The organism is Peteryoungia wuzhouensis (assembly GCF_003205195.1).
GTDB lineage: Bacteria > Pseudomonadota > Alphaproteobacteria > Rhizobiales > Rhizobiaceae > Allorhizobium > Allorhizobium wuzhouense.
Genome location: NZ_QJRY01000004.1, coordinates 319,871 through 344,447 on the forward strand (window position 1 = coordinate 319,871; position 24,577 = coordinate 344,447).

General features: G+C 62.3%; 28 protein-coding genes. 16 read left to right on the forward strand and 12 right to left on the reverse strand.

The features are described 5' to 3' along the window. Positions 1-261: 261 nt before the first annotated feature. From urtE to ureG, 15 genes are all read left to right on the forward strand, one after another. The gene (urtE, locus tag DMY87_RS13075) at positions 262-957 is read left to right on the forward strand and encodes an urea ABC transporter ATP-binding subunit UrtE (RefSeq protein ID WP_110791896.1); all 696 of its coding nucleotides are present in this window, start codon (positions 262-264) and stop codon (positions 955-957) included. A gap of 97 nt (positions 958-1,054) precedes the next feature. Continuing rightward, on the forward strand, positions 1,055-2,182 hold the full coding sequence (locus DMY87_RS13080; protein WP_110792193.1) for a CE1 family esterase: 1,128 nt from the start codon (positions 1,055-1,057) through the stop codon (positions 2,180-2,182). After that, positions 2,125-2,943: an urease accessory protein UreD gene (locus DMY87_RS13085; protein WP_110791898.1), complete on the forward strand. Its 819-nt coding sequence runs from the start codon at positions 2,125-2,127 to the stop codon at positions 2,941-2,943. The genes DMY87_RS13080 and DMY87_RS13085 overlap by 58 nt, the downstream gene beginning before the upstream one ends. Before the next feature lie 21 nt (positions 2,944-2,964). Next, positions 2,965-3,267 (forward strand): urease subunit gamma, encoded by a 303-nt coding sequence (locus DMY87_RS13090; protein ID WP_062279689.1) that lies wholly within the window; start codon positions 2,965-2,967, stop codon positions 3,265-3,267. Between the two features lie 11 nt (positions 3,268-3,278). Continuing rightward, positions 3,279-3,533: a DUF1272 domain-containing protein gene (locus DMY87_RS13095; protein ID WP_110791900.1), complete on the forward strand. Its 255-nt coding sequence runs from the start codon at positions 3,279-3,281 to the stop codon at positions 3,531-3,533. 20 nt (positions 3,534-3,553) lie between these two features. After that, on the forward strand, positions 3,554-3,859 hold the full coding sequence (locus tag DMY87_RS13100) for an urease subunit beta (protein WP_110791901.1): 306 nt from the start codon (positions 3,554-3,556) through the stop codon (positions 3,857-3,859). A gap of 24 nt (positions 3,860-3,883) precedes the next feature. Beyond that, the gene (locus tag DMY87_RS13105) at positions 3,884-4,312 is read left to right on the forward strand and encodes a lysozyme inhibitor LprI family protein (RefSeq protein ID WP_110792195.1); all 429 of its coding nucleotides are present in this window, start codon (positions 3,884-3,886) and stop codon (positions 4,310-4,312) included. Between the two features lie 11 nt (positions 4,313-4,323). Beyond that, complete coding sequence (locus tag DMY87_RS13110) at positions 4,324-4,974, forward strand: Urease operon accessory protein (RefSeq protein WP_110791903.1); 651 nt, start codon at positions 4,324-4,326, stop codon at positions 4,972-4,974. Positions 4,975-4,979: 5 nt separating this feature from the next. Next, a complete protein-coding gene (gene ureC, locus DMY87_RS13115) occupies positions 4,980-6,692 on the forward strand; it encodes an urease subunit alpha (RefSeq protein WP_110791905.1) in 1,713 nt (570 codons plus the stop codon). Between the two features lie 74 nt (positions 6,693-6,766). After that, on the forward strand, positions 6,767-7,000 hold the full coding sequence (locus DMY87_RS13120) for a hypothetical protein (protein WP_110791906.1): 234 nt from the start codon (positions 6,767-6,769) through the stop codon (positions 6,998-7,000). Positions 7,001-7,138: 138 nt separating this feature from the next. Beyond that, positions 7,139-7,828: a TIGR02117 family protein gene (locus DMY87_RS13125; RefSeq protein WP_110791908.1), complete on the forward strand. Its 690-nt coding sequence runs from the start codon at positions 7,139-7,141 to the stop codon at positions 7,826-7,828. 264 nt (positions 7,829-8,092) lie between these two features. Further along, positions 8,093-8,947, forward strand: coding sequence for a GGDEF domain-containing protein (locus DMY87_RS13130; RefSeq protein WP_110792198.1), 855 nt, complete (start codon positions 8,093-8,095; stop codon positions 8,945-8,947). Positions 8,948-9,011: 64 nt separating this feature from the next. After that, complete coding sequence (gene ureE / locus DMY87_RS13135) at positions 9,012-9,479, forward strand: urease accessory protein UreE (RefSeq protein WP_110791910.1); 468 nt, start codon at positions 9,012-9,014, stop codon at positions 9,477-9,479. Further along, positions 9,472-10,161: an urease accessory protein UreF gene (locus DMY87_RS13140; protein WP_110792200.1), complete on the forward strand. Its 690-nt coding sequence runs from the start codon at positions 9,472-9,474 to the stop codon at positions 10,159-10,161. The genes ureE and DMY87_RS13140 overlap by 8 nt, the downstream gene beginning before the upstream one ends. Before the next feature lie 27 nt (positions 10,162-10,188). Next, positions 10,189-10,800, forward strand: a complete 612-nt coding sequence (gene ureG, locus DMY87_RS13145; RefSeq protein ID WP_110792202.1) for an urease accessory protein UreG — start codon at positions 10,189-10,191, stop codon at positions 10,798-10,800. Between the two features lie 31 nt (positions 10,801-10,831). On the opposite strand, the gene DMY87_RS13150 is transcribed toward ureG, so the two are convergent. The 10 genes from DMY87_RS13150 to DMY87_RS13195 all read right to left on the reverse strand — a co-directional run bounded on the left by DMY87_RS13150 (position 10,832) and on the right by DMY87_RS13195 (position 22,078). Next, on the reverse strand, positions 10,832-11,515 hold the full coding sequence (locus tag DMY87_RS13150) for a Crp/Fnr family transcriptional regulator (protein WP_110791912.1): 684 nt from the start codon (positions 11,513-11,515) through the stop codon (positions 10,832-10,834). A gap of 314 nt (positions 11,516-11,829) precedes the next feature. Continuing rightward, positions 11,830-12,504 carry an outer membrane protein gene (locus DMY87_RS13155; RefSeq protein WP_110791913.1) on the reverse strand — a complete coding sequence of 225 codons (675 nt, stop codon included), beginning with the start codon at positions 12,502-12,504 and terminating at the stop codon, positions 11,830-11,832. 148 nt (positions 12,505-12,652) lie between these two features. Beyond that, on the reverse strand, positions 12,653-15,976 hold the full coding sequence (locus tag DMY87_RS13160; protein ID WP_110791914.1) for an efflux RND transporter permease subunit: 3,324 nt from the start codon (positions 15,974-15,976) through the stop codon (positions 12,653-12,655). Positions 15,977-15,990: 14 nt separating this feature from the next. Then, entirely contained in the window at positions 15,991-17,181 is a 1,191-nt protein-coding gene (locus DMY87_RS13165; RefSeq protein ID WP_110791915.1) for an efflux RND transporter periplasmic adaptor subunit, read from the reverse strand. Between the two features lie 330 nt (positions 17,182-17,511). Next, positions 17,512-18,504, reverse strand: coding sequence for an ABC transporter substrate-binding protein (locus DMY87_RS13170; protein WP_110791917.1), 993 nt, complete (start codon positions 18,502-18,504; stop codon positions 17,512-17,514). 30 nt (positions 18,505-18,534) lie between these two features. Continuing rightward, positions 18,535-19,401 carry an ABC transporter permease gene (locus DMY87_RS13175; RefSeq protein WP_110791918.1) on the reverse strand — a complete coding sequence of 289 codons (867 nt, stop codon included), beginning with the start codon at positions 19,399-19,401 and terminating at the stop codon, positions 18,535-18,537. Continuing rightward, positions 19,398-20,282, reverse strand: coding sequence for an ABC transporter permease (locus DMY87_RS13180; protein WP_110791920.1), 885 nt, complete (start codon positions 20,280-20,282; stop codon positions 19,398-19,400). The genes DMY87_RS13175 and DMY87_RS13180 overlap by 4 nt, the downstream gene beginning before the upstream one ends. Positions 20,283-20,284: 2 nt before the next feature. Beyond that, positions 20,285-20,620, reverse strand: a complete 336-nt coding sequence (locus DMY87_RS13185; RefSeq protein WP_110791922.1) for a hypothetical protein — start codon at positions 20,618-20,620, stop codon at positions 20,285-20,287. Continuing rightward, positions 20,617-21,000 carry an endonuclease domain-containing protein gene (locus DMY87_RS13190; protein ID WP_110792205.1) on the reverse strand — a complete coding sequence of 128 codons (384 nt, stop codon included), beginning with the start codon at positions 20,998-21,000 and terminating at the stop codon, positions 20,617-20,619. The genes DMY87_RS13185 and DMY87_RS13190 overlap by 4 nt, the downstream gene beginning before the upstream one ends. 289 nt (positions 21,001-21,289) lie before the next feature. Next, positions 21,290-22,078, reverse strand: a complete 789-nt coding sequence (locus DMY87_RS13195; protein WP_110792207.1) for an ABC transporter ATP-binding protein — start codon at positions 22,076-22,078, stop codon at positions 21,290-21,292. A gap of 124 nt (positions 22,079-22,202) precedes the next feature. On the opposite strand from DMY87_RS13195, the gene DMY87_RS13200 reads away from it, so the two are divergent. After that, complete coding sequence (locus DMY87_RS13200) at positions 22,203-22,616, forward strand: cupin domain-containing protein (protein WP_110791923.1); 414 nt, start codon at positions 22,203-22,205, stop codon at positions 22,614-22,616. A gap of 8 nt (positions 22,617-22,624) precedes the next feature. Here the strand turns inward: DMY87_RS13200 and DMY87_RS13205 are convergent, their stop codons facing one another. Continuing rightward, on the reverse strand, positions 22,625-23,089 hold the full coding sequence (locus tag DMY87_RS13205; protein ID WP_110791925.1) for a hypothetical protein: 465 nt from the start codon (positions 23,087-23,089) through the stop codon (positions 22,625-22,627). A 5-nt stretch (positions 23,090-23,094) separates the two neighbouring features. Then, the gene (gene hydA, locus DMY87_RS13210; RefSeq protein ID WP_110791926.1) at positions 23,095-24,552 is read right to left on the reverse strand and encodes a dihydropyrimidinase; all 1,458 of its coding nucleotides are present in this window, start codon (positions 24,550-24,552) and stop codon (positions 23,095-23,097) included. Between the last annotated feature and the right edge of the window lie 25 nt (positions 24,553-24,577).

A 24,577-nucleotide genomic window follows, 5' to 3' on the forward strand; every position in this document is an offset into this window, starting at 1 on the left:
TGGGATGATGTCTGACGTTGCCGTTTGGGTACCCCCCTCTGGCCTGCCGGCCATCTCCCCCTCAAGGGGGGAGATCGATATGCGGCCGGTCGCTCATGTCCCGATATCTCGCGGTTGGGGCACTCGAAAATTTGAAACTCATTCGGCGGTTCGTTCGGTCTACGGCACTAGCCGTCTTCCGATCTCCCCCCTTGAGGGGGAGATGCCCGGCAGGGCAGAGGGGGGTGTCGCCCCCTGTGAAGTCATTTGGGAGCCCGCATCATGCTGACAGTCGAAAACGTCAATCTGCACTACGGCGCAGCGCAGGCCCTGCGCGGGGTCTCGATCAATGCCGAGATGGGCAAAATCACCTGTGTGCTTGGCCGCAACGGCGTCGGCAAGTCGTCGCTGCTCCGTGCCATCACCGGCCAACATGCGGTGTCGGCCGGCACGATCACCTTCAATGGCACCAAGCTCAACGGCATGGCGCCGTTCAACCGGGCGCGGACGGGGGTCGGTTATGTGCCGCAGGGGCGCGAGATCTTTCCGCTGCTGACGGTCAAGGAGAACCTGGAAACCGGCTATGCGCCGCTGGAGCGCAAGGACCGGTTCATTCCGGATGATATCTTCAGCCTCTTTCCGGTCTTGGACACGATGCTGTCGCGGCGGGGCGGCGACCTCTCGGGCGGCCAACAGCAGCAGCTGGCGATCGGCCGGGCCATGGTGACGCGGCCAAAAATCCTGGTGCTTGACGAGCCGACCGAAGGCATTCAGCCGTCGATAATCAAGGATATCGGCCGGGCGATCCGTTACTTACGCGACACGACCGGCATGGCGATCCTGCTCGTCGAGCAATATCTCGATTTCTGCCGGGAGCTGGCCGATCACGTCTACATCATGGATCGTGGCGAGATCGTGCATCAGGGGGCGGCCGAGACGCTGGATACGCCGGAGGCGCGGCGCCACCTGACCGTATGATTTTGCAAGACAGGGTTGATGATTTATTAGCGAAGTCGGGTTGATGCTGGAGACACGCGTGGTATTGAACGCGCATCTGCAAACAGAAGGCACATCCATGACATCCAGCACGGTTCTTCACCGCGCTCGGGCGAGCATAGTGGCTCGTGCGGTCGCGGGGCTTTTTCTCTTCGGCTTCTCGGCGGTTGGTGCCGGAGCCGCCAGCTGCGGCATGGCGGTCCAGCCCGGACAGCACAGCCTGACCTTCCAGTCCGGCGGTGTGACGCGCGAAGCGGTCTATGTCATTCCGTCGAACTATTCGGGCAAGAAGAAGGTCCCGCTGGTCCTCGACTTCCACGGCTCGAACAGCAATCCCACGGTGCAGCTGAAGCGCAGCCACTGGGACGAGGTCGCCGAGCGCGAAGGTTTTGTCGTGATGGCGCTGGCCGGCAGCCTGAAGGGCGAGTTGCCGAACACCCATGCCTGGAACGTGCCCGGTGTCACGGCGGGTGAGGGCGCGGATGAATCGCTTGCCATCCGCGATGCGGTGAAGCTCGCCAAGGAGACGCTCTGCATCGATGCCACGAAGATTTACGCGTCCGGCTATTCGGGTGGCGGGCGCATGCTGTCGCAATATATCTGCAACGGCTACGGTGATTTCGCCGCTGCCGGTTTCGTCATGGGGCTTCGCGCGGGAACGCCGGTCGAGGAAAACGGCGTGTGGCGACCGCGGCGCGCGAGCTGCCAGCCGAGCCGGCCGGTCTCGATTATTGCCTTTTCTGGCATGAAGGATCACGTCAATCCGTTCGATGGCGGCGGCAAGGCCTATTGGCGTTATGGCGGCGAAGTGGCGCTCAACCGCTGGGCGGAGCTCAACGGCTGCACGACGCGGCCGCAGACCGAGACCGGGACGTCGGCCGACGTCTCGCGTTATCTAGGCTGCCGGGCCGGCACCAGCGTCATGTCCTATGTGATCGCCAATGCCGACCATGCCTGGCCGGCGCGCACAGTTCTGTTCCAGTTGGCATCGGCCGGCGACAAGACGATCCGCGAGGTTGATGCGACCGACAGAATGTGGGACTTCTTCCGCACATCCGGCGGAGAGATGATGGCCGGAAATGCTGTCGGGGCCTCCTGCGCCGATGGCCAGACAACCGCCTCGATCGAGAATGGCGGGCAGGGGAAAACGTGCAAACAATCAAGCACACACGACAACAGCGTGCCCGTGGTATCGGGCGACTTGTAACCAAGTCGCTCGGCGGTCGCACACGCATCGCCGAGCTTTATCAGGAGGGGGCGGCGAAGATCCGGCTGCCCGAAAGCTTCACCGACGAGTTGGAGGCGGTGACGATCAACACCGCCGGCGGCATTACCGGCGGTGATGAATTCGACTGGCATTTCCGCGCCGGCCCCGGCTGTTTCGTCACCGCGACGACACAGGCTTGCGAAAAGATCTACAAGGCCTCGGCCGGCACGGGGCAAATCACCACTCACATCGATGTCGGGGCAGGCGCCAAGTTTCACTGGCTGCCGCAGGAAAGCATCCTCTTCGACAATGCCTCGCTCACCCGAAGGCTCGAGGTCGATCTCGCCGCGGACGCCGAATTCCTCGCCGTCGAGGCGATCCTGCTCGGCCGCAAGGCCATGGGCGAGGCGATGACTGCAGGTCTCGTGCGCGACCGCTGGCGGATCCGCCGCGAGGGCAAGCTGCTGCATGCCGAAGACCTGAAGCTCGAGGGCGATGTTGCGGGCCTGACCGCCCATCCGGGCGTGCTGGCAGGCCGGGTCGCCTTTGCCACGCTCATCCATGTCAGTCCGCGTGCCGAAGGCCTCGTCAGCCCAATTCGTGGGCTGATTGGTGAAGAAATGGGCGGGGTAAGTTATTGGCAAGGCAAGCTTGTTGCCCGCGTTTCGGCGCCTGATGGTTTTGCCTTGCGAAAAATCCTCATCCCGATCATTTCGGCCTTGCGCGGGGGCGCGTCTGTGCCAAAAGTCTGGACTCTCTGACGACACCTGATTGGAGCACGCATGAACCTGACGCCGCGGGAAAAGGACAAACTGCTGATCGCCATGGCCGCCATCGTCGCGCGGCGCCGGCTGGAGCGGGGCGTCAAGCTCAACTATCCGGAAGCGATCGCGCTCATTTCCGATTTCGTCGTTGAAGGCGCGCGCGATGGCCGCAGCGTTGCCGACCTGATGGAGGCGGGCGCCCATGTCATCACCCGCGACCAGGTGATGGAAGGCATCGCCGAGATGATCCATGACGTGCAGGTGGAGGCGACGTTCCCGGACGGGACGAAGCTTGTGACCGTGCACGAACCCATCCGCTGAGGAACACGCTCATGGCGCTGGAACTTCGTCCGAACTGTGAATGCTGCGACAAGGACCTGCCGCCGGAGAGCCTGGCGATGATCTGCAGCTTCGAATGCACCTATTGCGCCGAGTGCACGGAGACCACGCTTGCCGGCATCTGCCCGAATTGCGGCGGTGAACTGGTGCGCCGGCCGATCCGTCCAGCCGCCAAGCTTGCCAACAATCCGGCGTCAACCAAACGCATTCTCAACGCCGAGGGCTGCCAGCCTTCGCGCGCCGCTTGAACCCGCTGAAGGAGCGATTCATGATCCCCGGTGAAATCATTGCAGCCGCAGGCGAAATCGAACTCAATGCCGGCCATCCGACGGTGACGCTGGAGGTGTCGAACAGCGGCGACCGGCCGGTGCAGGTCGGCAGCCACTACCACTTCTTCGAGACCAACGCCGGGCTGATCTTCGAGCGCGAACAGGCGCGAGGCATGCGGCTCGATATTCCCGCTGGCACGGCCGTGCGTTTCGAGCCCGGCCAGACGCGGCAGGTGACGCTGATCCCGCTGTCGGGCAAGCGGGAGGTCTATGGGTTCCGCCAGCAGGTCATGGGCGGCCTCTGACATGGCTGGCTGGAGGGGATGGTCATGGTGCGTGCGATGAACTGGGGCGTGATCCTGATGCTGTGTGGCTGCGTATTGTTGCAAGACGCGCCGGCCTCGGGTGAGGACGTGCGGGACGTCGATTGCAACAATGCCCAGACCCAGGCCGACATGAACCAGTGTGCGGCCGAGGACTATCGAAAAGCCGATGCCGCGATGAATGCCCAATGGGCCGAGACGCGCGCCGCCATGCTGGCATGGGACAAGGCGACGCCGCCTTCGGACGACAATGGGGCAGCCAAGCGGCTTCTGGCTTCGCAGCGTGCCTGGCTCGCCTATCGCGATGCCGCCTGCGATGTCGAAGGTTACTCGGTTGAAGGTGGTTCCATGCAGCCGTTGATGATCTCTTCGTGCCTTGCGGAACTGACGAAACGCCGCACGGAAGAGCTGAAGTCATTGGTCGGGCTCTATTGAGGTGTGAGACCATGGCTCGGGCACGACAGATCATGATCGTCGGCAATGGACCGGTGGATGATGGAGTGGATGTCCTGATCGACTCCGGCGATCTCGTCATCCGTTTCAACGGCAGCCGGAATTTCGGCGCCGCGGGCCGCAAGACCGATGTGATCGCGGTGTGCAATACGGGCCGCCCGGGGGCTGCCATGCTGGCCGATCCGGCCTGGCGCAACAGCGAGGCCGTGAGTAGCACTGCAGAGATCTGGTCGGTGCGTGATCCCGGCAAGTTTGCCGAACTCAAGCCTCAGCTCGCGATCACCCATCCCGAACTCGACGATTTCTGCGACGACTATACCGATGGTTTCGCGACCTTCGCGGCAGCCAACGGCAAGCAGCATCGGATCATCACGCGCGCCGCACATGACGCGCTCGATGCCGAACTGATGGCGCTCGACGCGGAACCTTACGTCGTACCGTCGAGCGGCATGGTGGTGGTGCATGCGATCCTCTCCGATCCCGCCTATGCCGACGACACGGTCATCCTGGCCGGTTTCGGCCATGCCGGCTGGGGCGGGCATCCTTTCGCCGCCGAACGCCGGTTGACAGACAAGCATATCGCCAGCGGCCGCGTGATGCGGCTGCAACCCCTCTTCACACACGCCCTCTCCCAAGGAGCCTGAGACCCATGTCCTTCAAGATGTCCCGCGCCGCCTATGCCTCGATGTTCGGTCCGACCACGGGCGACAAGGTGCGTCTTGCAGATACGGAGCTGTTCATCGAGGTGGAGAAGGACTTCACCACCTATGGCGAAGAGGTGAAGTTCGGCGGCGGCAAGGTCATCCGCGACGGCATGGGCCAGAGTCAGGTGACGCGGGCGAATGGTGCGGTCGATACCGTGATTACCAATGCGCTGATCGTCGACCACTGGGGCATCGTGAAGGCCGATATCGGGCTGAAGGACGGACGCATCGTCGCGATCGGCAAGGCCGGGAACCCGGACACCCAGCCGGATGTCAACATCATCGTCGGCCCTGGCACGGAAGCGATTGCCGGCGAAGGCAAGATCGTGACGGCCGGCGGCATGGACGCGCATATCCACTTCATCTGCCCGCAGCAGATCGAGGAGGCGCTGATGTCTGGCCTCACCTGCATGCTCGGCGGCGGCACTGGGCCGGCGCATGGCACGCTTGCCACCACCTGCACGCCCGGTCCCTGGCACCTGGCACGCATGATCGAGGCGGCGGATGCCTTCCCGATGAACCTCGCCTTTGCCGGCAAGGGCAATGCCTCGCTTCCGGGCGCACTTGAGGAAATGGTGCTGGCGGGTGCCACGTCGCTCAAGCTGCATGAGGACTGGGGCACGACGCCTGCCGCCATAGACTGCTGCCTGTCGGTCGCCGACCAGTATGACGTTCAGGTGATGATCCACACCGACACGCTGAACGAATCGGGTTTCGTCGAGGATACGATCGGGGCCATCAAGGGCCGCACCATCCATGCCTTCCACACGGAAGGGGCGGGTGGCGGGCATGCGCCTGATATCATCAAGATCTGCGGCCAGCTGAACGTCATTCCGTCGTCCACCAATCCGACCCGGCCCTACACGGTCAACACGATTGCCGAGCATCTGGACATGCTGATGGTCTGCCATCACCTGTCCTCGTCGATCCCCGAGGACATCGCCTTTGCCGAAAGCCGCATCCGCAAGGAAACGATCGCGGCCGAAGACATCCTGCACGATATCGGTGCCTTCTCGATCATCTCGTCCGACAGCCAGGCCATGGGCCGCGTCGGCGAAGTTGCGATCCGCACCTGGCAGACGGCCGACAAGATGAAGCGCCAGCGCGGGCGCTTGGCCCAGGAAACCGGCGAGAACGACAATTTCCGCGTCAAGCGCTACATCGCCAAGTATACGATCAACCCGGCGATTGCCCATGGTCTGTCCCACGAGATCGGCTCGGTCGAGATCGGCAAGCGCGCCGACCTCGTGATCTGGAACCCGGCCTTCTTCGGCGTGAAGCCCGACATGGTGCTGCTCGGCGGCATGATTGCAGCAGCCCCGATGGGGGACCCGAACGCCTCGATCCCGACGCCGCAGCCGGTGCATTACCGGCCGATGTTCGGCTCCTTCGGCAAGGCGCGGACCAACACGTCCGTCACTTTCGTCAGCCAGGCAGCGCTCGACGGTGGGCTTGCCAACCGGCTCGGCACCGCCAAGCAGATGGTTGCGGTCAAGAACACGCGTGGCGGCATCTCGAAGAAGGCGATGATCCACAATGATCTGACGCCGCATATCGAGGTCGATCCGGAAACCTATGAAGTGCGGGCTGACGGGGAACTCCTGACCTGCGAACCGGCGACCAAGCTGCCGATGGCGCAGCGGTATTTCCTGTTCTGATCGGGCTGGGGGCGCCGGATTGTCGAATTTTCGCTTTGGTGTAGACTGTCGATGTGGACCGATGGGTGGGCACCATGGCTGAAGACGTGAACAATCTGGTGCTGGAGCATTTGCGGGCCATCCGCACGGAAATTCGCGACCTGCGTGACACACTGATGGACCACGGGCATCGGTTTGCCCGGATTGAGATCGGCCTTGCCGGACTTCGGCGCGACCAGAGTACGGATGCGACCGGTGTCGCCGAGATGGGGCTGAGGATCGATCGTTTGACGGAAAAGGTCCAGCGTATCGAACATCTTGCCGATTGAGTGATCCAGTCAACTTTCGTTTTTCTTTTGGTTGAAGCCGGATTTGCCGACCATATCCCAGGGCATCACTGACTTGGCTTGTGTGAAAGACCGTCTGTTAAAAATGTTGTCGAAAGCCACGAAGCCTGAGGTGCGTTGATGCGAAGGGTTTTGCGCGTGCTCTCTGCGGGTTTGCTGCTCGTCCTTTTCGCGCTTGGCCTTGGGACCTTCGTCCCACGTCCGCTTGTGGCACCGTCGCTTGCCGCATCGACAGAGACCCGCGAAATCCTGTTGCTTTCCAATCCGATCCATACCGATATCGCGCTTCCGCTCGACGACGAAGTGCGAGCGGCTTTCGCCGATCTCATGCCGTCCGGACTGCCGATCGGCATGCCGGGTGCCGACTATCTGGTGTTCGGCTGGGGTGGGCGGTCCTTCTATTTGGAGACGCCGACCTGGGGCGATCTGAAGCCGCTGCCGGTGCTGCGGGCGCTGACAATCGACCGGTCGGTACTGCATGTGCAGGTCGCGGGACCGATCGACCTTCATCACCCGGCGGTCCGGCCACTCACCATCTCCGCCGAAGGGCGACGTCGGATGATCGCTTCGATCCGCGACAGCTTTCAGCGGCAAGGCGGCGCGCCGATCGTGATCGAGGGTGCGGCCTATGGCCTGGACGACGTCTTCTTCGAGGCGAACGGCCACTTCAACGCTTTGATTGGCTGCAATACCTGGACTGCGGCAATGCTGCGTCAAGGCGGGCTCACGACGGGCTGGTGGACGCCGCTGCCGCAACTGCTCGACTGGTCGCTCGCGCGAATCGAATCGCCGGCAAAGTTGCAGTCCTGAAACACCTGACCAAACCGAATCATGGCGCCAACGCGGATGTGCGTGGATAGGCCTGATCTGTTCCCCTAGAAATTCACGGCGAAACTTGTCCAAGCGCAGATGTGGACGGGGTGTCTCGCTATTTTTCGCATTCCATGGTTGTGTTGGTGGTCGTTTTGGGTTGTTGTTCTTTCATTTTACAGGTCATTCAATTTTGAAAGACTTAATTAGAGATTGGGGAAGGATTGCTCCCTAATCCATACAAATCTCATGAAGGAGCATCTGGTGGATATCATCAGGACGTGGCTGTGGCGGCAGATCGATCTGGGTACGTTCGACAACCAGAAGGCGATTCTGGGTTTTGCGCTGTCGGTGAGCTGTCGCGCCGTCATTCTTGCCAGCGCTATCAGCCTCGCCACCTTGCCTGTGCTCTATGGCTTCGGGTTCCTGACCATGCCGATCGACGAGGCGGTGAAGATCACCGTCGCCTTTTCCTGGCTTTTCGGCGGCGCGTTCTCCGGAGCTTTCGCCTTCGTCGCCGGCCTCGTCATTCGTGACCTGACGCAATCGCGGGCGGAATTCGAACGGCTCAGTCGGACCGATACGCTGTCCGGGCTCGCCAATCGACGTGCCTTCAACGATGCCTTTGCCCGGGTGGATGGCGAAGCCTCTCTCGCCATCATCGACATCGATCGTTTCAAGTCGATCAACGACCGATTCGGCCACAATGCCGGCGACCTCGTCATCCAGGAGATCTCGGCCATCTTCCGGCAGGTGTTCGGCGAGCGCCATCTGGTCGCGCGGCTGGGGGGCGAGGAATTTGGCGTGATCCTGAATGGCAGCGAGCCTGCGCAACGGCTGGCGCTGGTCGAGCGGGCGCGCAGCCTCGTTGCGGGGAGGGGGTTCGTCTGCGACGGCATCGAGCTTTCCGTCACCATGTCCGCCGGCGTGGCTGAATTTCTGCCGGACCGGCGACCGGAATGGGTCTATGCGCAGGCCGACAAGGCGCTCTACCTGGCCAAGTCCCATGGACGCAACCGGGTCATGCACGAGCAGGCCCTCAGCATGGCAGAGGAAAGCGCGGCCGACTATGCCGCTGATCCAGCGGTGAATTTCAACGGCGTCGGAGCCAAGGGCTGAACTTCAATCTTGCTCGCTGCCTTCCGTTTGTGCATGGTTCAAAAAACAGACATTCGGAGATTTCATGCAGCGCGCGACAAGCTACAAACCCGCCGGAACCGTCGCCGAGGCCCCCGAGGGCATCGTCGTTCTGTCGCATGATGCGCGCCACCTTCGCCGCAAGCTGTTGCATCTCGATGATGGCGCCATGGTCATGCTCGACCTCAAGGAGCCGGTGCTGTTTGCCCATGGGGACAGGCTCGTTCTCGAAGACGGCACCACGATCGAAATCCGTGCCGCCGAAGAGCGGCTGTTCGAGATCACGGCGCGCGATGGTCTGCATCTGATCGAACTTGCCTGGCATCTCGGCAACCGGCATCTGGCGGCCCAGATCGAGACGGACCGGATCCTCATCCTGCGCGACCACGTTATCAGAGACATGCTGACCGGGCTTGGTGCCGAGGTGAGCGAAGTCGTCGAACCCTTTCAGCCGGTGCGGGGTGCCTATCATGCGCATGGCAACCATGGACATGGCGCCGGTGGCCATGGCTGATGCCGTCGCTTCAGGCCGTCTTGGCGACCAGCGCGCGATTCTGCGGCTGATGGCGTGGCTGTCGCCGGCCTTTCCTGTCGGCGGGTTTGCCTATTCCGGCGGGCTGGAAAGTGCCATCGTCGACAGGCATGTGCGCGATGCCAGCAGCCTTGGATCCTGGATCGGCCTGCTGCTCGATCACGGCGGCCTGCGCAATGATGCCATCCTCTTTGTCGACGCCCATCGGCGGCAGAGGGAAGAGGGCGATCTTGCCGAACTCGTGGAACTGGCCGTGGCGCTGGCGGGCTCGGCAGAGCGCCATGCGGAAATCACCCGGCAGGGCGAAGCCTTCGTGACGGCGGCGGCCGGCTGGCCGCATCCGGTGCTGGACATGTTATCCGGGCCGGTTGCCTACAGCATTGCCGTTGGCGCCATCGCTGCGGCGCACGGCGTGCCGGTGGGCGATGCGCTTGTGGCCTTCCTGCATGCACAGGTGTCGATGCTCGTCTCCGTTGCCATCCGTCTCGGCGTGATCGGTCAGAGCCATGGCGTCGGCCTGATCGCGGCGTTCGAGGAGCGGATCCTTCTGGCGGTGCCGAGCCTGGAGCGGCTGGGGCTGGACGATCTCGGCTCGGCAGCCATTGCGGCCGAAACCCTCAGCATGCGCCACGAGACGCAGTATTCCCGGCTTTTCCAATCCTAGTTTTCGCAAGGTCGCAGCATGAACATGATCAAGTCAAAGAATGGTCCGCTCCGTGTGGGTATCGGCGGACCTGTCGGGTCCGGCAAGACGGCACTGACGGAGAAGCTGTGCAAGGCGATGCGTGATCAGTATTCCGTCGCCGTCGTCACCAACGACATCTACACGCGCGAGGATGCCGATGCGCTGATCCGCATGCAGGCGCTCAGTTCCGATCGCGTGGTGGGCGTCGAGACGGGCGGGTGTCCGCATACGGCGATCCGGGAGGATGCCTCGATCAATCTGAGGGCCATCGCCGATCTCAACGCCCGCATCCCCGACCTCGACCTCGTCTTCATCGAATCGGGGGGAGACAATCTGGCGGCGACCTTCTCGCCCGATCTCGCTGACATCACGCTCTATGTGATTTCGGTCTGCCAGGGCGAGGAAATCCCGCGCAAGGGCGGGCCGGGGATCACACGCTCGGATCTGCTTGTCATCAACAAGACGGATCTCGCGCCGCATGTCGGCGTCGATCTCGAGGTGATGGAGCGTGATGCCGGGCGGATGCGGGCCGGAGGCCCCTTCGTCTTTACCGATCTGAAGCGGGGGGCTGGCGTCGAACGCATCGTCGCCTTCCTGCAGGAGAGCGGCGGGCTGTAAGCCACGCCGTATCTCCTATGTCTTTCAGCTCTCAGATCTGTTTGAGGGCCGTCACGTCGTTGATCTGGATGGTGCGGCCACGCACGGTGACACCGGCGCGACGCAGCGTCGAGAAGGCGCGCGACAGGGCTTCGGGTGCCAGACCCAGCTTGCCGGCCAGCAGGCTCTTCTGAAAGGGCAGGCGGATCGAGGCCGGGCCGCCATCGGTGTTGCAGGCTGTCAGCAGGTAGTGGGCCACGCGCTGTGGCGCTGTCTGCAGGCGGTCATTGGCAATGCAGTCCATCGTGGCGCGCAGGTGGTCGGACAGGCAGCGCATGATGGTTTTCGCCACGTCCTTTTCCTGTTCGGCAAGGGCGCGTACCTTTTGCAGGTCGAAGCGTGCGAGCGTCACGGTCTCTGCGGCTTGTGCGTTGTAGAGATAGTTGTCGCCCATCGCCAGCAGGCATTCGGCAAAGGTGTCGCCGGGGCCGCAGATGCGGATGTCGGCTTCCCGGCCGTCCTTGTTCAGCCGGTAGAGGCGGACATAACCGCCAAGCACGCAGTAGAAGAACTCTGCGTGGTCGCCTTCGCGGAAGAGCACGTCGCGCGATTCGTAGTTGGCGACGGTCGCAATCTCCAGCATGGCCGCCATCGCGGATGGCCCGAGCTGTGAGAGGAAGGATGTCCGCAAAAGCGTGTTCTTGTCTCGCGTGTTCAGTCTCAAGATCTTGTTCACGGTTTCCCCGGCTCCCCGTTCATCGCCATGCCATGGACCGACAAATCACCTGCGCGAGCCATCTTCGCGCTTCCGGTGCCCGCATCCGCAAACCCGCGCCGCCACCCCCGGTGGTGCCGCAAACCCGCAGGATATCGGGCGCGTCGCCCCTTTCCAGCCCTTGCAGCATAGTGCCGGTTGCACCTGTCATGTTTGATTTCGATCAACCCGCCAGCCGGTTGCATGAGAATATCCGCAGGAACCTGAGGGCGCAGACAAGAAGAGGCGCGCCGTTGCCGGAGCGCCCCCGAAGTCTGCCAATTTCTGCGATTGCGTCAGAACTTGACGCCGACGCCCAGCTTGATGCTGTGCTGGCTGAGATCCGATTTCACCGCCGTACCGCTAAAATCGAGATCCTTGCTGCCGAAGTCGTTGTAGCGATAGTCGAGGCGGCCAAAGATCCGGTCGGTGATGGCGTAATCCACGCCGGCGCCAACGGTATAGCCGTGAAAGGTCTCCGATGCGCTTCCGAGGATTGCGTTGTCGGCCTCAGCCCGCGTGGCCACGTAACCTGCCGCCACATAGATCAAAGCGCGATCGGCGGCATAGCCGACGCGGCCGCGAACGGAACCCTGCCATTCGGCTTTGCCGTCGACATCGCCGAACACCGACAACATCGTCGTATCATTCCAATTGTAGTCCACATTGGCATCGAGGCCGAGCACGAGATTGTTGGTGAACTGCTTGTTGTAGCCGGCAAAGAACCCGAGGGTGCCTCCATCGAGGTCACCTTGCAGTGGCGCGGCACCCCCCGCCGCCGCTCCGGCATCGAAGGTGCCGTCAAGCCAAGCATAGCCCGTCTGGATACCGGCGTAGCCGCCGGTCCAATCGAAACCGCTCGGGCTGACTTCTGCGGCGACAGGGGCTTGCGGGACGGAGGAGACCGCATCGGCTGCAGATGCGGTGGTGGCCATCAGCACGACGGCGGCTGTAGCAATGAGTTTCTTCATTAGAAGATCCTGAATTGGTTGAATCGGTTATGCATAGCAACTTATGCGATAACCATTGCCGATTCAGATCCAAACAGGCAAGCGGGATTTCCTTTATCTCGATAAAGGTCCGAATTTGGCCGATCAGGCCCGCCCGGTCTCCTCGCCGCTACTCGGCGGCGAGGGGAGGCAGGTTGATGACATTGCCGTTGCCGTCACCCTTGCGGATATCGGTCTTGCTGCGTTCGACAGCGGCGAGGCGCTTCTCCACCGCCTGCAGGCTGTCGAAGTTGCGACGGGTCAGATGTGACAGGTCTTCGGCGGAAAGAACCTTCTCTTCGACTTCCTTCTTGCCGACGAAGCGTCCGAAGAGCCAGGCGAGCAGACGCGAGAGATCGTCGAGGATCAGGAAGAAGGCCGGAACCACGACGAGGCTGAGTGCCGTGGAGACGATGATGCCGCCGATCACGGCGATCGCCATCGGCGAGCGGAACGAGCCGCCTTCACCCACACCGAGCGCCGAGGGCAGCATGCCGGCCGACATGGCGATCGAGGTCATGATGATCGGCCGGGCGCGCTTGCGTCCCGCTTCCACCATCGCTTCCAGGCGGTGCATGCCCTGATTGCGCATTTCGATCGCGAAGTCGACCAGCAGGATGGCGTTTTTCGTCACGATGCCCATCAGCATCAGGATGCCGATCAGGACCGGCATGGACAGCGCATTGTTGGTGACGATCAGGCCGACCGCCACGCCGCCGATGGCAAGCGGCAGTGAGAACAGGATGGTGAAGGGCTGGATCACGTTCTTGAAAAGCAGGATCAGCACCGTCAGCACCAGCAAGAGGCCGAGGATCATCGCATTGACGAAGCTCTGCTGCATCTCGGCCTGGATCTTGGCGTCACCGCTTTCGGCAAGCCGGACGCTCGCCGGAATGTCCGCGCTCTTCACCGTGTCGCGGAAGGCCTTGGTGGCGGTGTCGAGGGCAATGCCCTGGGGCAGGCCCGCACCGATGGTGACCACACGGTTGCGGTCGTTGCGCTTGATCGAGGACACACCTTCCGAATAGTCGATGTCGGCAACGCTCGATAGCGGCACGGTCGCTCCCGATGCCGTGCGAACCTTGAGCGCGCGCAAGGCGGCCAGGTTGGTTCTCAGATCAAGCGAAGCCTGGACGCGGATCGGAATCTGGCGATCATCGAGCGAGATCTTCGGCAGGGCGGCGTCCACGTCACCAATGGTGGCAACGCGGATGGTCTGCGAGATCTGCTGGGCGGTGATGCCGAGGCGGGCCGCCTCATCCGCGCGGGGGCGGATCTGCAGTTCCGGGCGCGGAAGCGCACCTTCCGAGCTGACATTCGACAGTTCCGGGACCGTCCGCAGCTTCGCTTCGAGAATGGCGATGGCCGCGTTCAGTTCGTCCTCGTTCTTCGAAAGGAAGTTGAAGGAGATATCGCGCTCGCCGCGGTCGTTCAGCTTCAGTACGCGAATGTCGGCGATGGAGGCGAGCTTTTCGAAAACCTCTTCCTCGATGTCCCATTGCGGACGCGTGCGGCCGTGTTCCTCGATCTTGGGTAGATACGGGCCGATCACCGGAAGTCCGCCGAGACCCTTGTTGACGAGGGTCTTGAGCAGCGAGTGGTCGATGCGGTCGAGATTCATGGTGACGCTGGCGCGGCGCAGCTCGAGATCGCCCCTCGGCGAGGCGCCGCCGAGGATGAAGATGCTGGAGACGTCCGACACATCCTTGACCGCCGCATAGATTTCTTCGGTCTTGCGTTCGGTCTCGTCGAGCGTCGCGTTCGGCGGCAGTTCGACGGACAGGGTGATGCGGCCTGCGTCTTCCGGCGGCAGGAAGCTGCCGGGAACCTGCGCGAGCAGCATCAGCGAGCCGATGAGGAAGGCGATGGCCGCAACGAGGGTGCCCAGGCGCGAATACCAGCGGCGCGTGGTGAAGCGCACGAGACGGGTATAGAGCTTCAGCGGCACGCTGTCGTTGTCGTGATGGTCGTCCATCGCGTCTTCGGCGCGCATCAGATAGGCCGCCATCATCGGCGTGATGAGGCGGGCAACCAGCAGCGAGAAGAAGACGGAGAAGGCAACCGTCAGGCCGAACTGGATGAAGTACTGGCCCGGAATGCCCGGCATGAAGGAGACAGGCACGAAGACGGCGATAATGGTGAAGGTGGTCGCGATGACGGCGAGACCGATTTCATCGGCCGCCTCGATCGCCGCGCGATAGGGCGTCTTACCCATCTTGATGTGGCGGGCGATGTTTTCCACCTCGACGATCGCATCATCGACGAGAATACCGGTCGCCAGCGTGAGCGCCAGGAAGCTGACCAGATTGAGCGAGAAGCCCATCATGTCCATGACCCAGAAGGTCGGGATGGCCGACAGCGGCAGTGCGATGGCTGAAATCAGTGTGGCGCGCCAGTTGCGCAGGAAGAGCAGCACGACGATGACGGCGAGGATGGCGCCTTCGATCAGCGTGTGCATGGCCGCTTCGTAGTTGCCGTAGGTGAAATAGACCGAATCGTCGATCATTTCGATCTGGACGTCCGGGTTCTCGGCGCGCACCTGAGCGAGACTTTCAGCGACCGTTTCTGCGACCGTCACTTCGCTGGCGCCTTTGGCGCGGAACACCGCGAAGGACACGACGGGTTTGCCGTCGTGCCGTGCAAAGGATTTGGGCTCCTGATAGGTGTCCTTGACGGTTCCGAGGTCCGAGAGCTTGACGAAGCGATCGCCCGGAAGCGCAATCGTCGTGCCGGCGAGGCTCGTCACGTCCCTGTTGTCGCCGAGCGTGCGGATCGACTGCTCGGCGCCGGCAACCTGGCCACGACCGGAGCCGAGGTCGACATTGGTTCCCCTTAACTGGCTGGATACGTCAGCGGCGGTGATGCCGAGGGCATCCAGGCGGTTGGGATCGAGTTCGACGCGGACTTCACGGTCTGAGCCGCCGTAACGGTCGACCCGGCCGATGCCGGGCTGGCCCTGCAAAGCACGCTTGATCGTGTCATCGACAAACCACGAGAGTTCAGCGAGATTCATGTCCGGCGAGGAAACGGCAAAGCTCTGGATCGCCTGACCTTCGACGTCGATCTTGGTGACGATCGGCTCGTCGACCGAAGCCGGCAGGTCGCCGCGAATGCGGTCGATGGCGTCCTTGACGTCCTGCACGGCCTGTTCGGTCGGAACTTCCATGCGGAACATGATGATGGTCTGCGACTGGCCATCGGTCACGTTCGAATTGATTTCATCGACGCCGGTGATCGAGGCGACCGCGTCCTCGACCTCCTTGGTCACCTGGCTTTCAAGCTCGGCCGGGGAGGCGCCGCTCTGGCCGACGGTGACCGCGACCAAGGGCACGTCGATGTTCGGGAACCGGGTGATCGGCAGCGCGTTGAAGGACTGAATCCCGACCACGACCAACAGGAAAAACGCCAGGATCGGCGCGATCGGGTTTCGGATGGACCATGCAGAGAAGTTCATGGCGACGTCGTTCCTCAGTTGGATACGCTGCTGGTGTCTTCTACGGGATTGATCCGGTCACCTTCACGGACGAAGACGCCCGCCTTGGCGACAACCAGGTCACCCTCCTTCAGTCCTTCGGTCACCTCGATGTAGGGACCGTCCTGGATGCCTGTCTTGACCGTCTGCATCTTGACCACACCGTCCGTGACGAGGCGTACCGTGGTCACGTTACGCTCGCTGGTGATGGCCGAGAGGGGCAGCGCGATATCATCGGCCTTGCCAATGGTGATCGCGGCATTTCCATACATGCCGGCGCGTGCGGCCATGTCGTCGTCGATGGCAATATGCACCGAACCCATGCGGGTCAGGGCGTCAACCACCGGCGAGACCAGCCGGATCGAGCCGGTGATCGGGGTCTTGGTGCCTGCAACCGTAATGACGGCTTCCTGGTTTTTCTTCAACCGCAGTATATCACTTTCCGTCACGTCCGCCACCAGTTCGATCTGGCCATCGCGAATGACGGTGAACAGCGGCGAGGCGCTGCCAGAGGCGATGGCGCCGATGCGGGCGTTGCGAACCGAAATGATGCCGGCGACAGGCGACTTGATCTCCGTGCGGGCGAGGCGCAGGTCGATATCCGAGATCTGCGTCTCGATCACCTTGATGTCCGCTTGGGCCACCGCAATTGCCTGCTTGGCGCTCTCGACACGGGTCTGGGCGCTGGCGAGCGAGGTTTCGGCCTGTTCGCGTTGCGAAGCCGAGGCGGAACCGCTGGTGACGAGACGCGAGGCCCGGTCGAACTGGCGCTGGGCTTCCTTGAGATTGGCTTCGGCTTCGAGCACCTGAGCGCGGGACTGGGCCAGAGAGGCCTCAGCCTTGGCAAGGTTTGCCGCCTGTTGGCTGCGTTCCAGCTTCAGCGTGTCATCGTTGAGGCGGGCGACAACCTGACCGGCGGCCACCGTGTCGCCGACATCGGCTTCCAGGGACTTGATCTGAAGACCTTCGACCTGCGGCTGGATGTAGACATCCTCGACCGCCTTGATCGTGCCGGTGGCGACGATCCGGTCGACCAGATCGCGGCTCTTGGCCTGGGTGACGACGATCGAGGGCAGAGCAGGGGCCGTTGCCGCGTCTGCGGGCTTTTCCTCAGCGAAGGCGACCGAGGCCATCAGCGTCAGCATGGAGGCCAGCATGATGGCCCTGGGGCTCGTGTTTATAAGCATGGGTCCCTTCCCCAAAAATAGATCGCAAGTCCGTTCATATTACGCATGGGCGCCGTCTCCGGCTCACATCCAAGGCGCAATAACAAATCCCACCGTAGCGCCGCGTGGGCGGCACCGGTACCCCAACATCCTGCCAGAGGTGGGCGATCGGCCAAATGCTTGCAAGAGGCGCTGGCCGTGATTTCAGGTTCGGCGAGAAGAATGTTCAATATTGGACTGTGGTGTTGCCGAAATGCAATTCAGCGATGCCAAGTTGATCAGCGTTGCCTACAAAATATTCGAGCACGGGGATCACTCCCCGTGCCCGTTACTTGCTGTGGTCCGCCAAGACTATTTCAGGGCCGCGTCGGTGATCTCGGTCGTGTAAGCCCCCGTCGGCTCCTTGGAGATCACCGGATCCGAGCCGCCGCCGAGCAGCGTCTTCACGGTACGATCGTAATCGGCCTTGTCGAGCGCGCCGTTCGAGCCGGCCGTCAGCTTGGCGACTTCGCTCATCATGCGCTTCTGGTGCTGTTCGGTCTGGGCACCCGAAGCGTCGTTTTCGAGGACGATCTCGGCTGCTTCGTCGGAGTTCTCCTCGGCATATTTCCAGCCCTTCATCGAGGCGCGGACGAACTTGACCATCTTTTCCTTGAAGGCCGGGTCCTTCAGCTTGTCTTCGAGCACATAGAGACCGTCTTCGAGCGTGGCGACGCCTTCGTCTTCATACTTGAAGGTGACCAGGTCTTCCGCCTTGATGCCGGCATCGATGACCTGCCAGTATTCGTTGTAGGTCATGGTCGAGATGCAGGCGGCCTGCTTCTGCAGCAGCGGGTCGACGTTGAAGCCCTGCTTGAGAACGGTCACGCCGCCTTCCGAACCGTCGGTCTTGATGCCGAGCGTGCTCATCCAGGACAGGAACGGATATTCGTTGCCGAAGAACCAGACGCCGAGCGTCTTGCCCTTGAAATCTTCCGGCTTGGTGATGCCGGTTTCTTTCAGACAGGTCAGCATCATGCCCGAGGACTTGAAGGGCTGGGCGATGTTGACGAGCGGAACGCCCTTTTCGCGGGTTGCGAGGGCTGACGGCATCCAGTCGACGATCACGTCAGCGCCGCCACCGGCCAGAACCTGCGGCGGTGCAATGTCAGGGCCGCCCGGCTTGATTTCGACGTCGAGGCCTTCTTCTTCGTAGAAGCCCTTGTCTTTCGCGACGTAATAGCCGGCGAACTGGGCCTGGGTTACCCATTTCAGCTGGAGGGTCACCTTGTCGGCGGCGGCGGCCTGCAGGGCGGTCAGCGAGACCGCAGCTGACAGCAGCAGGGATGCGAGTTTGACAGTCATTTCAGTTCCCTCTTTTCTTGTTAGTCCCACTTACGTCCGGCCACCACGGACGGACGGATGCCAGAAGGTGACCCGGCGTTCTGCCAGTGCCACCAATCCGTAGAAGACCGAGCCGGCGAGTGCGGCAACCGCAATCTCGGCCCAGACCATGTCGACATTCGAGCGTCCGACCTCGGTCGAGATCCGGAAGCCCATGCCGACAATCGGGGTGCCGAAGAATTCTGCCACGATCGCACCGATCAGCGCGAGGGTGGAATTGATCTTCAGCGCATTGAAGATGAAAGGCCAGGCGGCGGGAAGCCGCAGGCGCACCAGCGTCTGCCACCAGGAGGCGGCATAGGTGTGCATCAGGTCGCGTTCCATATGGCTCGCAGACGCCAAACCCTGGACCGTGTTCACCAGCATCGGGAAGAAGGTCATGATGACGACGACCGCGACTTTCGACTGCCAGTCGAAGCCGAACCACATCACCATGATCGGGGCGATGCCGACGACCGGGAGCGCCGAGACGAAGTTGCCGATCGGCAGCAGGCCCTTCTGCAGGAAGGGCGAGCGATCGATCAGGATTGCGGCGATGAAGCCGAGGCTGCAGCCGGCGACGTAGCCGGTGATGACCGATTTCAGGAAGGTCTGCTGGAAATCCGCCCAGAGGATATGGGTGGAGGTGAGGATTCGCGCCCAGATCATCGAGGGGGCGGGGAGCAGGATCGAGGGGATCTCGAAGCCGCGCACGAGGCATTCCCAGATGACGAGCAGCGTCACGCCAAAGATCAGCGGGACGGCAATGCCGATCGCGCGGCGGGCGGCCGGATCCTTGGTGCGCAGACGCACCAGCCATTCGTTGAGGCCCCAGGTGCAGAGCCAGAAGACAAAGGCGAAGACGAGATACCCGTTCATGGCTTGACCCCCATGCGTGCGAGTACCCTTGTGTGCGCCATGCCGACGATCGAGACGAGCAGGGCGGCGAGCCCTGCGGCCATGAAGAGAGCGGCCCAGATCTGGATGGTCTGGCCATAATACGAGCCGGAGAGCAGGCGGGCGCCGAGGCCCGCGACCGCTCCTGTCGGCAGTTCACCGACGATCGCACCGACGAGCGAGATCGCAATGGCTACCTTCAGCGAGGTGAAGAGATAGGGCATGGAGGCCGGCCAACGCAGCTTCCAGAAGGTCTGGGTCTGGCTGGCGTTATAGGTGTGCATCAGGTCAAGCAGCAGGATATCGGGGCTGCGAAGGCCCTTCACCATGCCGACGACAATCGGGAAGAAGGAAAGATAGGTCGAAATCAGGGCCTTGGGCATCAATCCGGAGATGCCGATGGAATTCAACACCACAATGATCATCGGCGCAATTGCAAGGATCGGGATCGTCTGGGAGGCGATGACCCAGGGCATCAGCGATCTGTCCATCGCCCGGTTGTGAACGATGGCGATGGCCAACACGATGCCGAGTATGGTGCCCATGGCAAAGCCGGCCAGCGTCGCCGAAAGCGTGATCCAGGCATGGTAGACCAGACTGCGCTTGGAGGTGACGGCCTTGTTGATGGTGGTGTCCCAGAGTTCGGCGACGATCTGGTGCGGGGCCGGCAGGACAGGGCGCTCCTGCGCAAAGGTACGCTCGACGACCTCAGCGAAGGTGATTTCCTCGCCGGCACGGGCCGCCTGGTCGCGCACGAAGGGCGCGTTCAGGTAGACGACGAAGACATGCCAGATGACGAGGATCGCCAGGATCACCGTCAGGATCGGCAGGATGCGGTCACGGAAGGTGGACGGCTCGGCCATGGTCACACGCCTCCCTTTGCCGGAAAGAGCATCAGCGCCATGGAGACGACACCAAGCGCCACGCCGGCCGTCTGGATGTTGCTGAGCCTTTCGCCGAAGAGGAAGAAGGCGATGACGTTGATGAGGACCAGCTGGGCGATGGCCGAAGCGGAGATGGCCAAGCCCAGCCCACCCTCACGCATCAGCTTCACCATCATCAGATTGCCGATGCAGTAGAGGGCGAGCGAGGCCAAGAGCACCCAGAGCTTGCCGTTGTCGACATAGGCGCGGGAGACGGTGGCGGCACCGAGAAAGGTCGCCATGGCCGCACCGAGCCAGAGGAGGAAGATGGGGTTCATGGGGTGGGTGCCTTCTTCAGAAGATGTGCGATGGAGGCTTCGATTGTCAGAAAAACATGATCAGGATTGTCGATCACGAAGTCGTTGTCGAAGCGCAGCACTTTGAAGCCCTGTGACGCCATGAAGGCGTCCCGACGGATATCGTGCCGGCGCCCTTCATCCGTTTCGTGGCTGTGTCCATCGACCTCAACTATGACGCGCGCTGCCAGCCAAGCGAAATCAGCAATGTATGGACCGATGGGTGTTTCCCTGCGGAAGCGTGCACCACGCGGGCGGAAGTCACGGAGTATGTCCCACATTTCGCGCTCCGCCTTGGTCAGTTCGGAGCGCAAGGTGCGGGCGCGTTTGCGGGTCTTCGGGTCGATGTTGGAATGCGGCATTTGGTTGTGCCTTCCATCGATCATGGAGCGAGCAGTTTCCCCTCCCCAACCCCTCCCCACAAGGGGGAGGGGCTTTCCCGCCGCCCTCGTGCTGAAGGAGATTCTCCGCTGACGACCGTCATATGGCCAAAGCGATACCAAGCATCTTCTGCGCTCGGCTTTGGGTATGATGCGGAAGTTTGCAACGCGGTGATGCGTTGCCGGCTGGGTGATAGCGGTGCCCCGGGCACCAAAGCCCCTCCCCCTTGTGGGGAGGGGTTGGGGAGGGGTCGTCTTCCTCAACGAACCACTATTCCTCATAAGAATGCCCCGCCTTCAGGCCCTCGCGCACGCGATGCGCGATCTCGAGAAACTCCGGCGTCTCGCGGATGTCGAGCGGGCGTTCCTTGGGTAGCGTCGACTCGATGATGTCGGTTACCCGGCCGGGCCTAGGGCTCATGACGACGATCTTGGTGGAGAGGTAGACGGCCTCGGGGATCGAATGGGTGACGAAGCAGATCGTCTTGTTGGTGCGGTCCCAGAGCTTCAGGAGCTCGGAGTTCAGGTGGTCGCGGACGATTTCGTCGAGCGCGCCGAAGGGTTCGTCCATCAGCAGCAGGTCGGCATCGAAGGCGAGCGCGCGCGCGATCGAGGCGCGCTGCTGCATGCCGCCGGAGAGCTGCCAGGGATATTTCTTGGCAAAGCCCGAGAGGTTGACGAGATCAAGGGTGCGCTCGATGCGCTTCTTCTTTTCGTCGGCGCTGTAGCCCATGATTTCGAGCGGCAGCGCGATGTTGTTTTCGATCGTGCGCCAGGGATAAAGGGCGGCGGCCTGGAAGACATAGCCGTAGGAGCGCGCTTTGCGTGCTTCTTCCGGCGTCATGCCGTTCACCGTGATCTCGCCGGCGGTGTGCTTTTCGAGATCGGCGATGACGCGGAGGAACGTGGTCTTGCCGCAGCCGGAGGGTCCGATGAAGGAGACGAAATCGCCCTTCTTTACCTCGAGATCGACATTCGACAGGGCGTGGACGGGGCCGTCATTGGTCTCGAAGGTGAGGCTCAGGTTCCTGGCCGAGACGACGGAGATGGGTGCATTCATGCGCTGGGACCAATCGGGTTTCTTGCAAAGGCCTTTCGCCTCTTGCATTCTTTGATGAGGCGGCCGCGCATCTCTCGCGGGCCGGGACTGGCGGCGTTTCCGCCAAAGGGATGAGGATCAGACCATGGATGCATCATCGAAACCCACCTGCCGGATCGTGAAGCCCGGCCATACCTATGAGGGCAAGCAGGGACTGAGTTACTTTGAGGGAATCGCCGCCGAAACCGTGGGTGCCAAGGGCATCTGCATGCATGTGCTGACCATGCCGCCCGGCGCGCGCGCCAAGGCGCATCTGCACGAGAGCCACGAAACGGCGATCTACATGCTCTCCGGTCAGGCGCATACCTGGTACGGCGACCGGCTGGAAAACCATGTCGTGGTTCACGCGGGCGAGCTGTTCTACATTCCGGCCGGCGTGCCGCATCTGCCGGCGAACCTGTCGAACGCGCCCTGTACGGCGATCATAGCGCGCACCGACCCGAACGAGCAGGAGAGCGTCGTGCTGCTGCCGGAGCTGGATGGGTTGGTTGAGGTGTGAGGTCGGGCTCATGTCGCCAACCTCTCTGTTCGTGGCAGGGCGATCCACCAATAGATGATCGCGCAGATCATGCCTGTCGGGACCAGGGACAGGGCCATTGACGCCGAGTTCTGATTGAAGAAACGGCCCCAGGTTGCCAGTTGCAAAAGAGCGATGCCGGAGAGGGGGCAGGCGGCACCCGCGATGGCAAAATGCCACCAGCGGTTCCACTGCATTCGCAGAAGTACCCAGGTGGCCAGCAGGGTGAAGGGTGCGGCCAGCAACAAGGCGACCGGCATGATTTCCGCCGTCAACCGAAGTGCTTGAAGAATGGAGCCGGGAAAAATCAAGACGAAGAGCGGCAGTCGACCGTAGGTGACGGCATCTGTGACCTCAAGCGTCGCCCAGATGCCCATGACGCCGACAAACACGGCCGCTGCGTAGCCCGCGCCGAAGCGCGCACTTCTCCGCAGCCATGTCTTCTTCGCTGGCATCACGCTCACACCCCCGTCGCCGGAATGCCCGAGCGTTCCACCTTGCGCGGAGCAACCAGTTCCTTCCAGGTCGACAGCGCCTTGTTGACCGCCGTGAACGGCTCGCGCTTCACAAACTTGCCATGGCCCTCGCGGGTCTTCACCGCGCTCTCCTCGATCGCGACATAACCACGCGTCAGCGTGTAGCGCGGCAGGCCGGTGACTTGCTTGCCCTCGAAGACATTGTAGTCGATCGAGGACTGCTGGGTCTTGGCGGAGATGGTCTTGGAGCGCTTGGGATCCCAGACCACGAGGTCGGCATCGGCGCCGACGAGGACCGCGCCCTTCTTCGGGTAGATGTTGAGGATCTTGGCGATGTTGGTCGAGGTGACCGCGACGAATTCGTTCATCGTCAGGCGACCGGTCGCGACCCCATAGGTCCAGAGCATGGGCATGCGGTCTTCGAGCCCGCCGGTGCCGTTCGGGATCTTGGCGAAGCTATCGAGGCCGAAGCGTTTCTGCTCGGTGGTAAAGGCGCAGTGGTCTGTGGCCACGACCGAAAGGGAGCCCGACTGCAGGCCGGCCCAGAGCGAATCCTGGTGCTGCTTGTTGCGGAAGGGGGGCGACATGACGCGGCGGGCGGCGTGGTCCCAGTCCTTGTTGAAATATTCGCTTTCGTCGAGCGTCAGGTGCTGGATCAGCGGCTCGCCATAGACGCGCATGCCCTTCTGGCGGGCGCGACGGATGGCTTCATGGGCCTGCTCGCAGGAGGTGTGCACGACGTAGAGCGGAACGCCCGCCATATCGGCCAGCATGATCGCGCGGTTGGTGGCTTCGCCCTCGACCTCCGGCGGACGGGAATAGGCGTGGGCCTCCGGGCCGTTATTGCCTTCGGCGAGGAGCTTCGCGGTCATCGAGGCGACGACGTCGCCGTTTTCTGCGTGCACAAGGGGGAGCGCGCCGAGTTCGGCGCAGCGCTGGAAGGAGGCGAACATTTCGTCGTCATTCACCATCAGCGCGCCTTTATAGGCCATGAAATGCTTGAAGGTGTTGATGCCGCGATCCTGGACGACCGTCTTCATCTCGTCGAAGACGCGTTCGTTCCAGCCTGTTATCGCCATGTGGAAGGAATAGTCAGCCGTGGCGCGCGATGTCTTGTTGTCCCACATCGTGAGCGCATCGAGCAGCGACTGGTCGGGGCCGGGCAGACAGAAGTCGACGACCATGGTCGTGCCGCCGGCAAGGCCGGCCCGCGTGCCACTTTCGAAGTCGTCGGCGGAATAGGTGCCCATGAAGGGCATTTCGAGATGCACATGCGGGTCGATGCCGCCAGGCATGACATAGCAGCCGGTCGCATCCAGCACGGTGTCGCCGGAGAGATTGGGCCCGATCTCGACGATCACGCCGCCCTCGATCTTGACGTCGGCCTTGTAGGTCAGATCGGCGGTGACGATCGTGCCGTTCTTGATGACTGTGGTGGTCATGTGGTCTCTCCCCGTATTTTCAGTT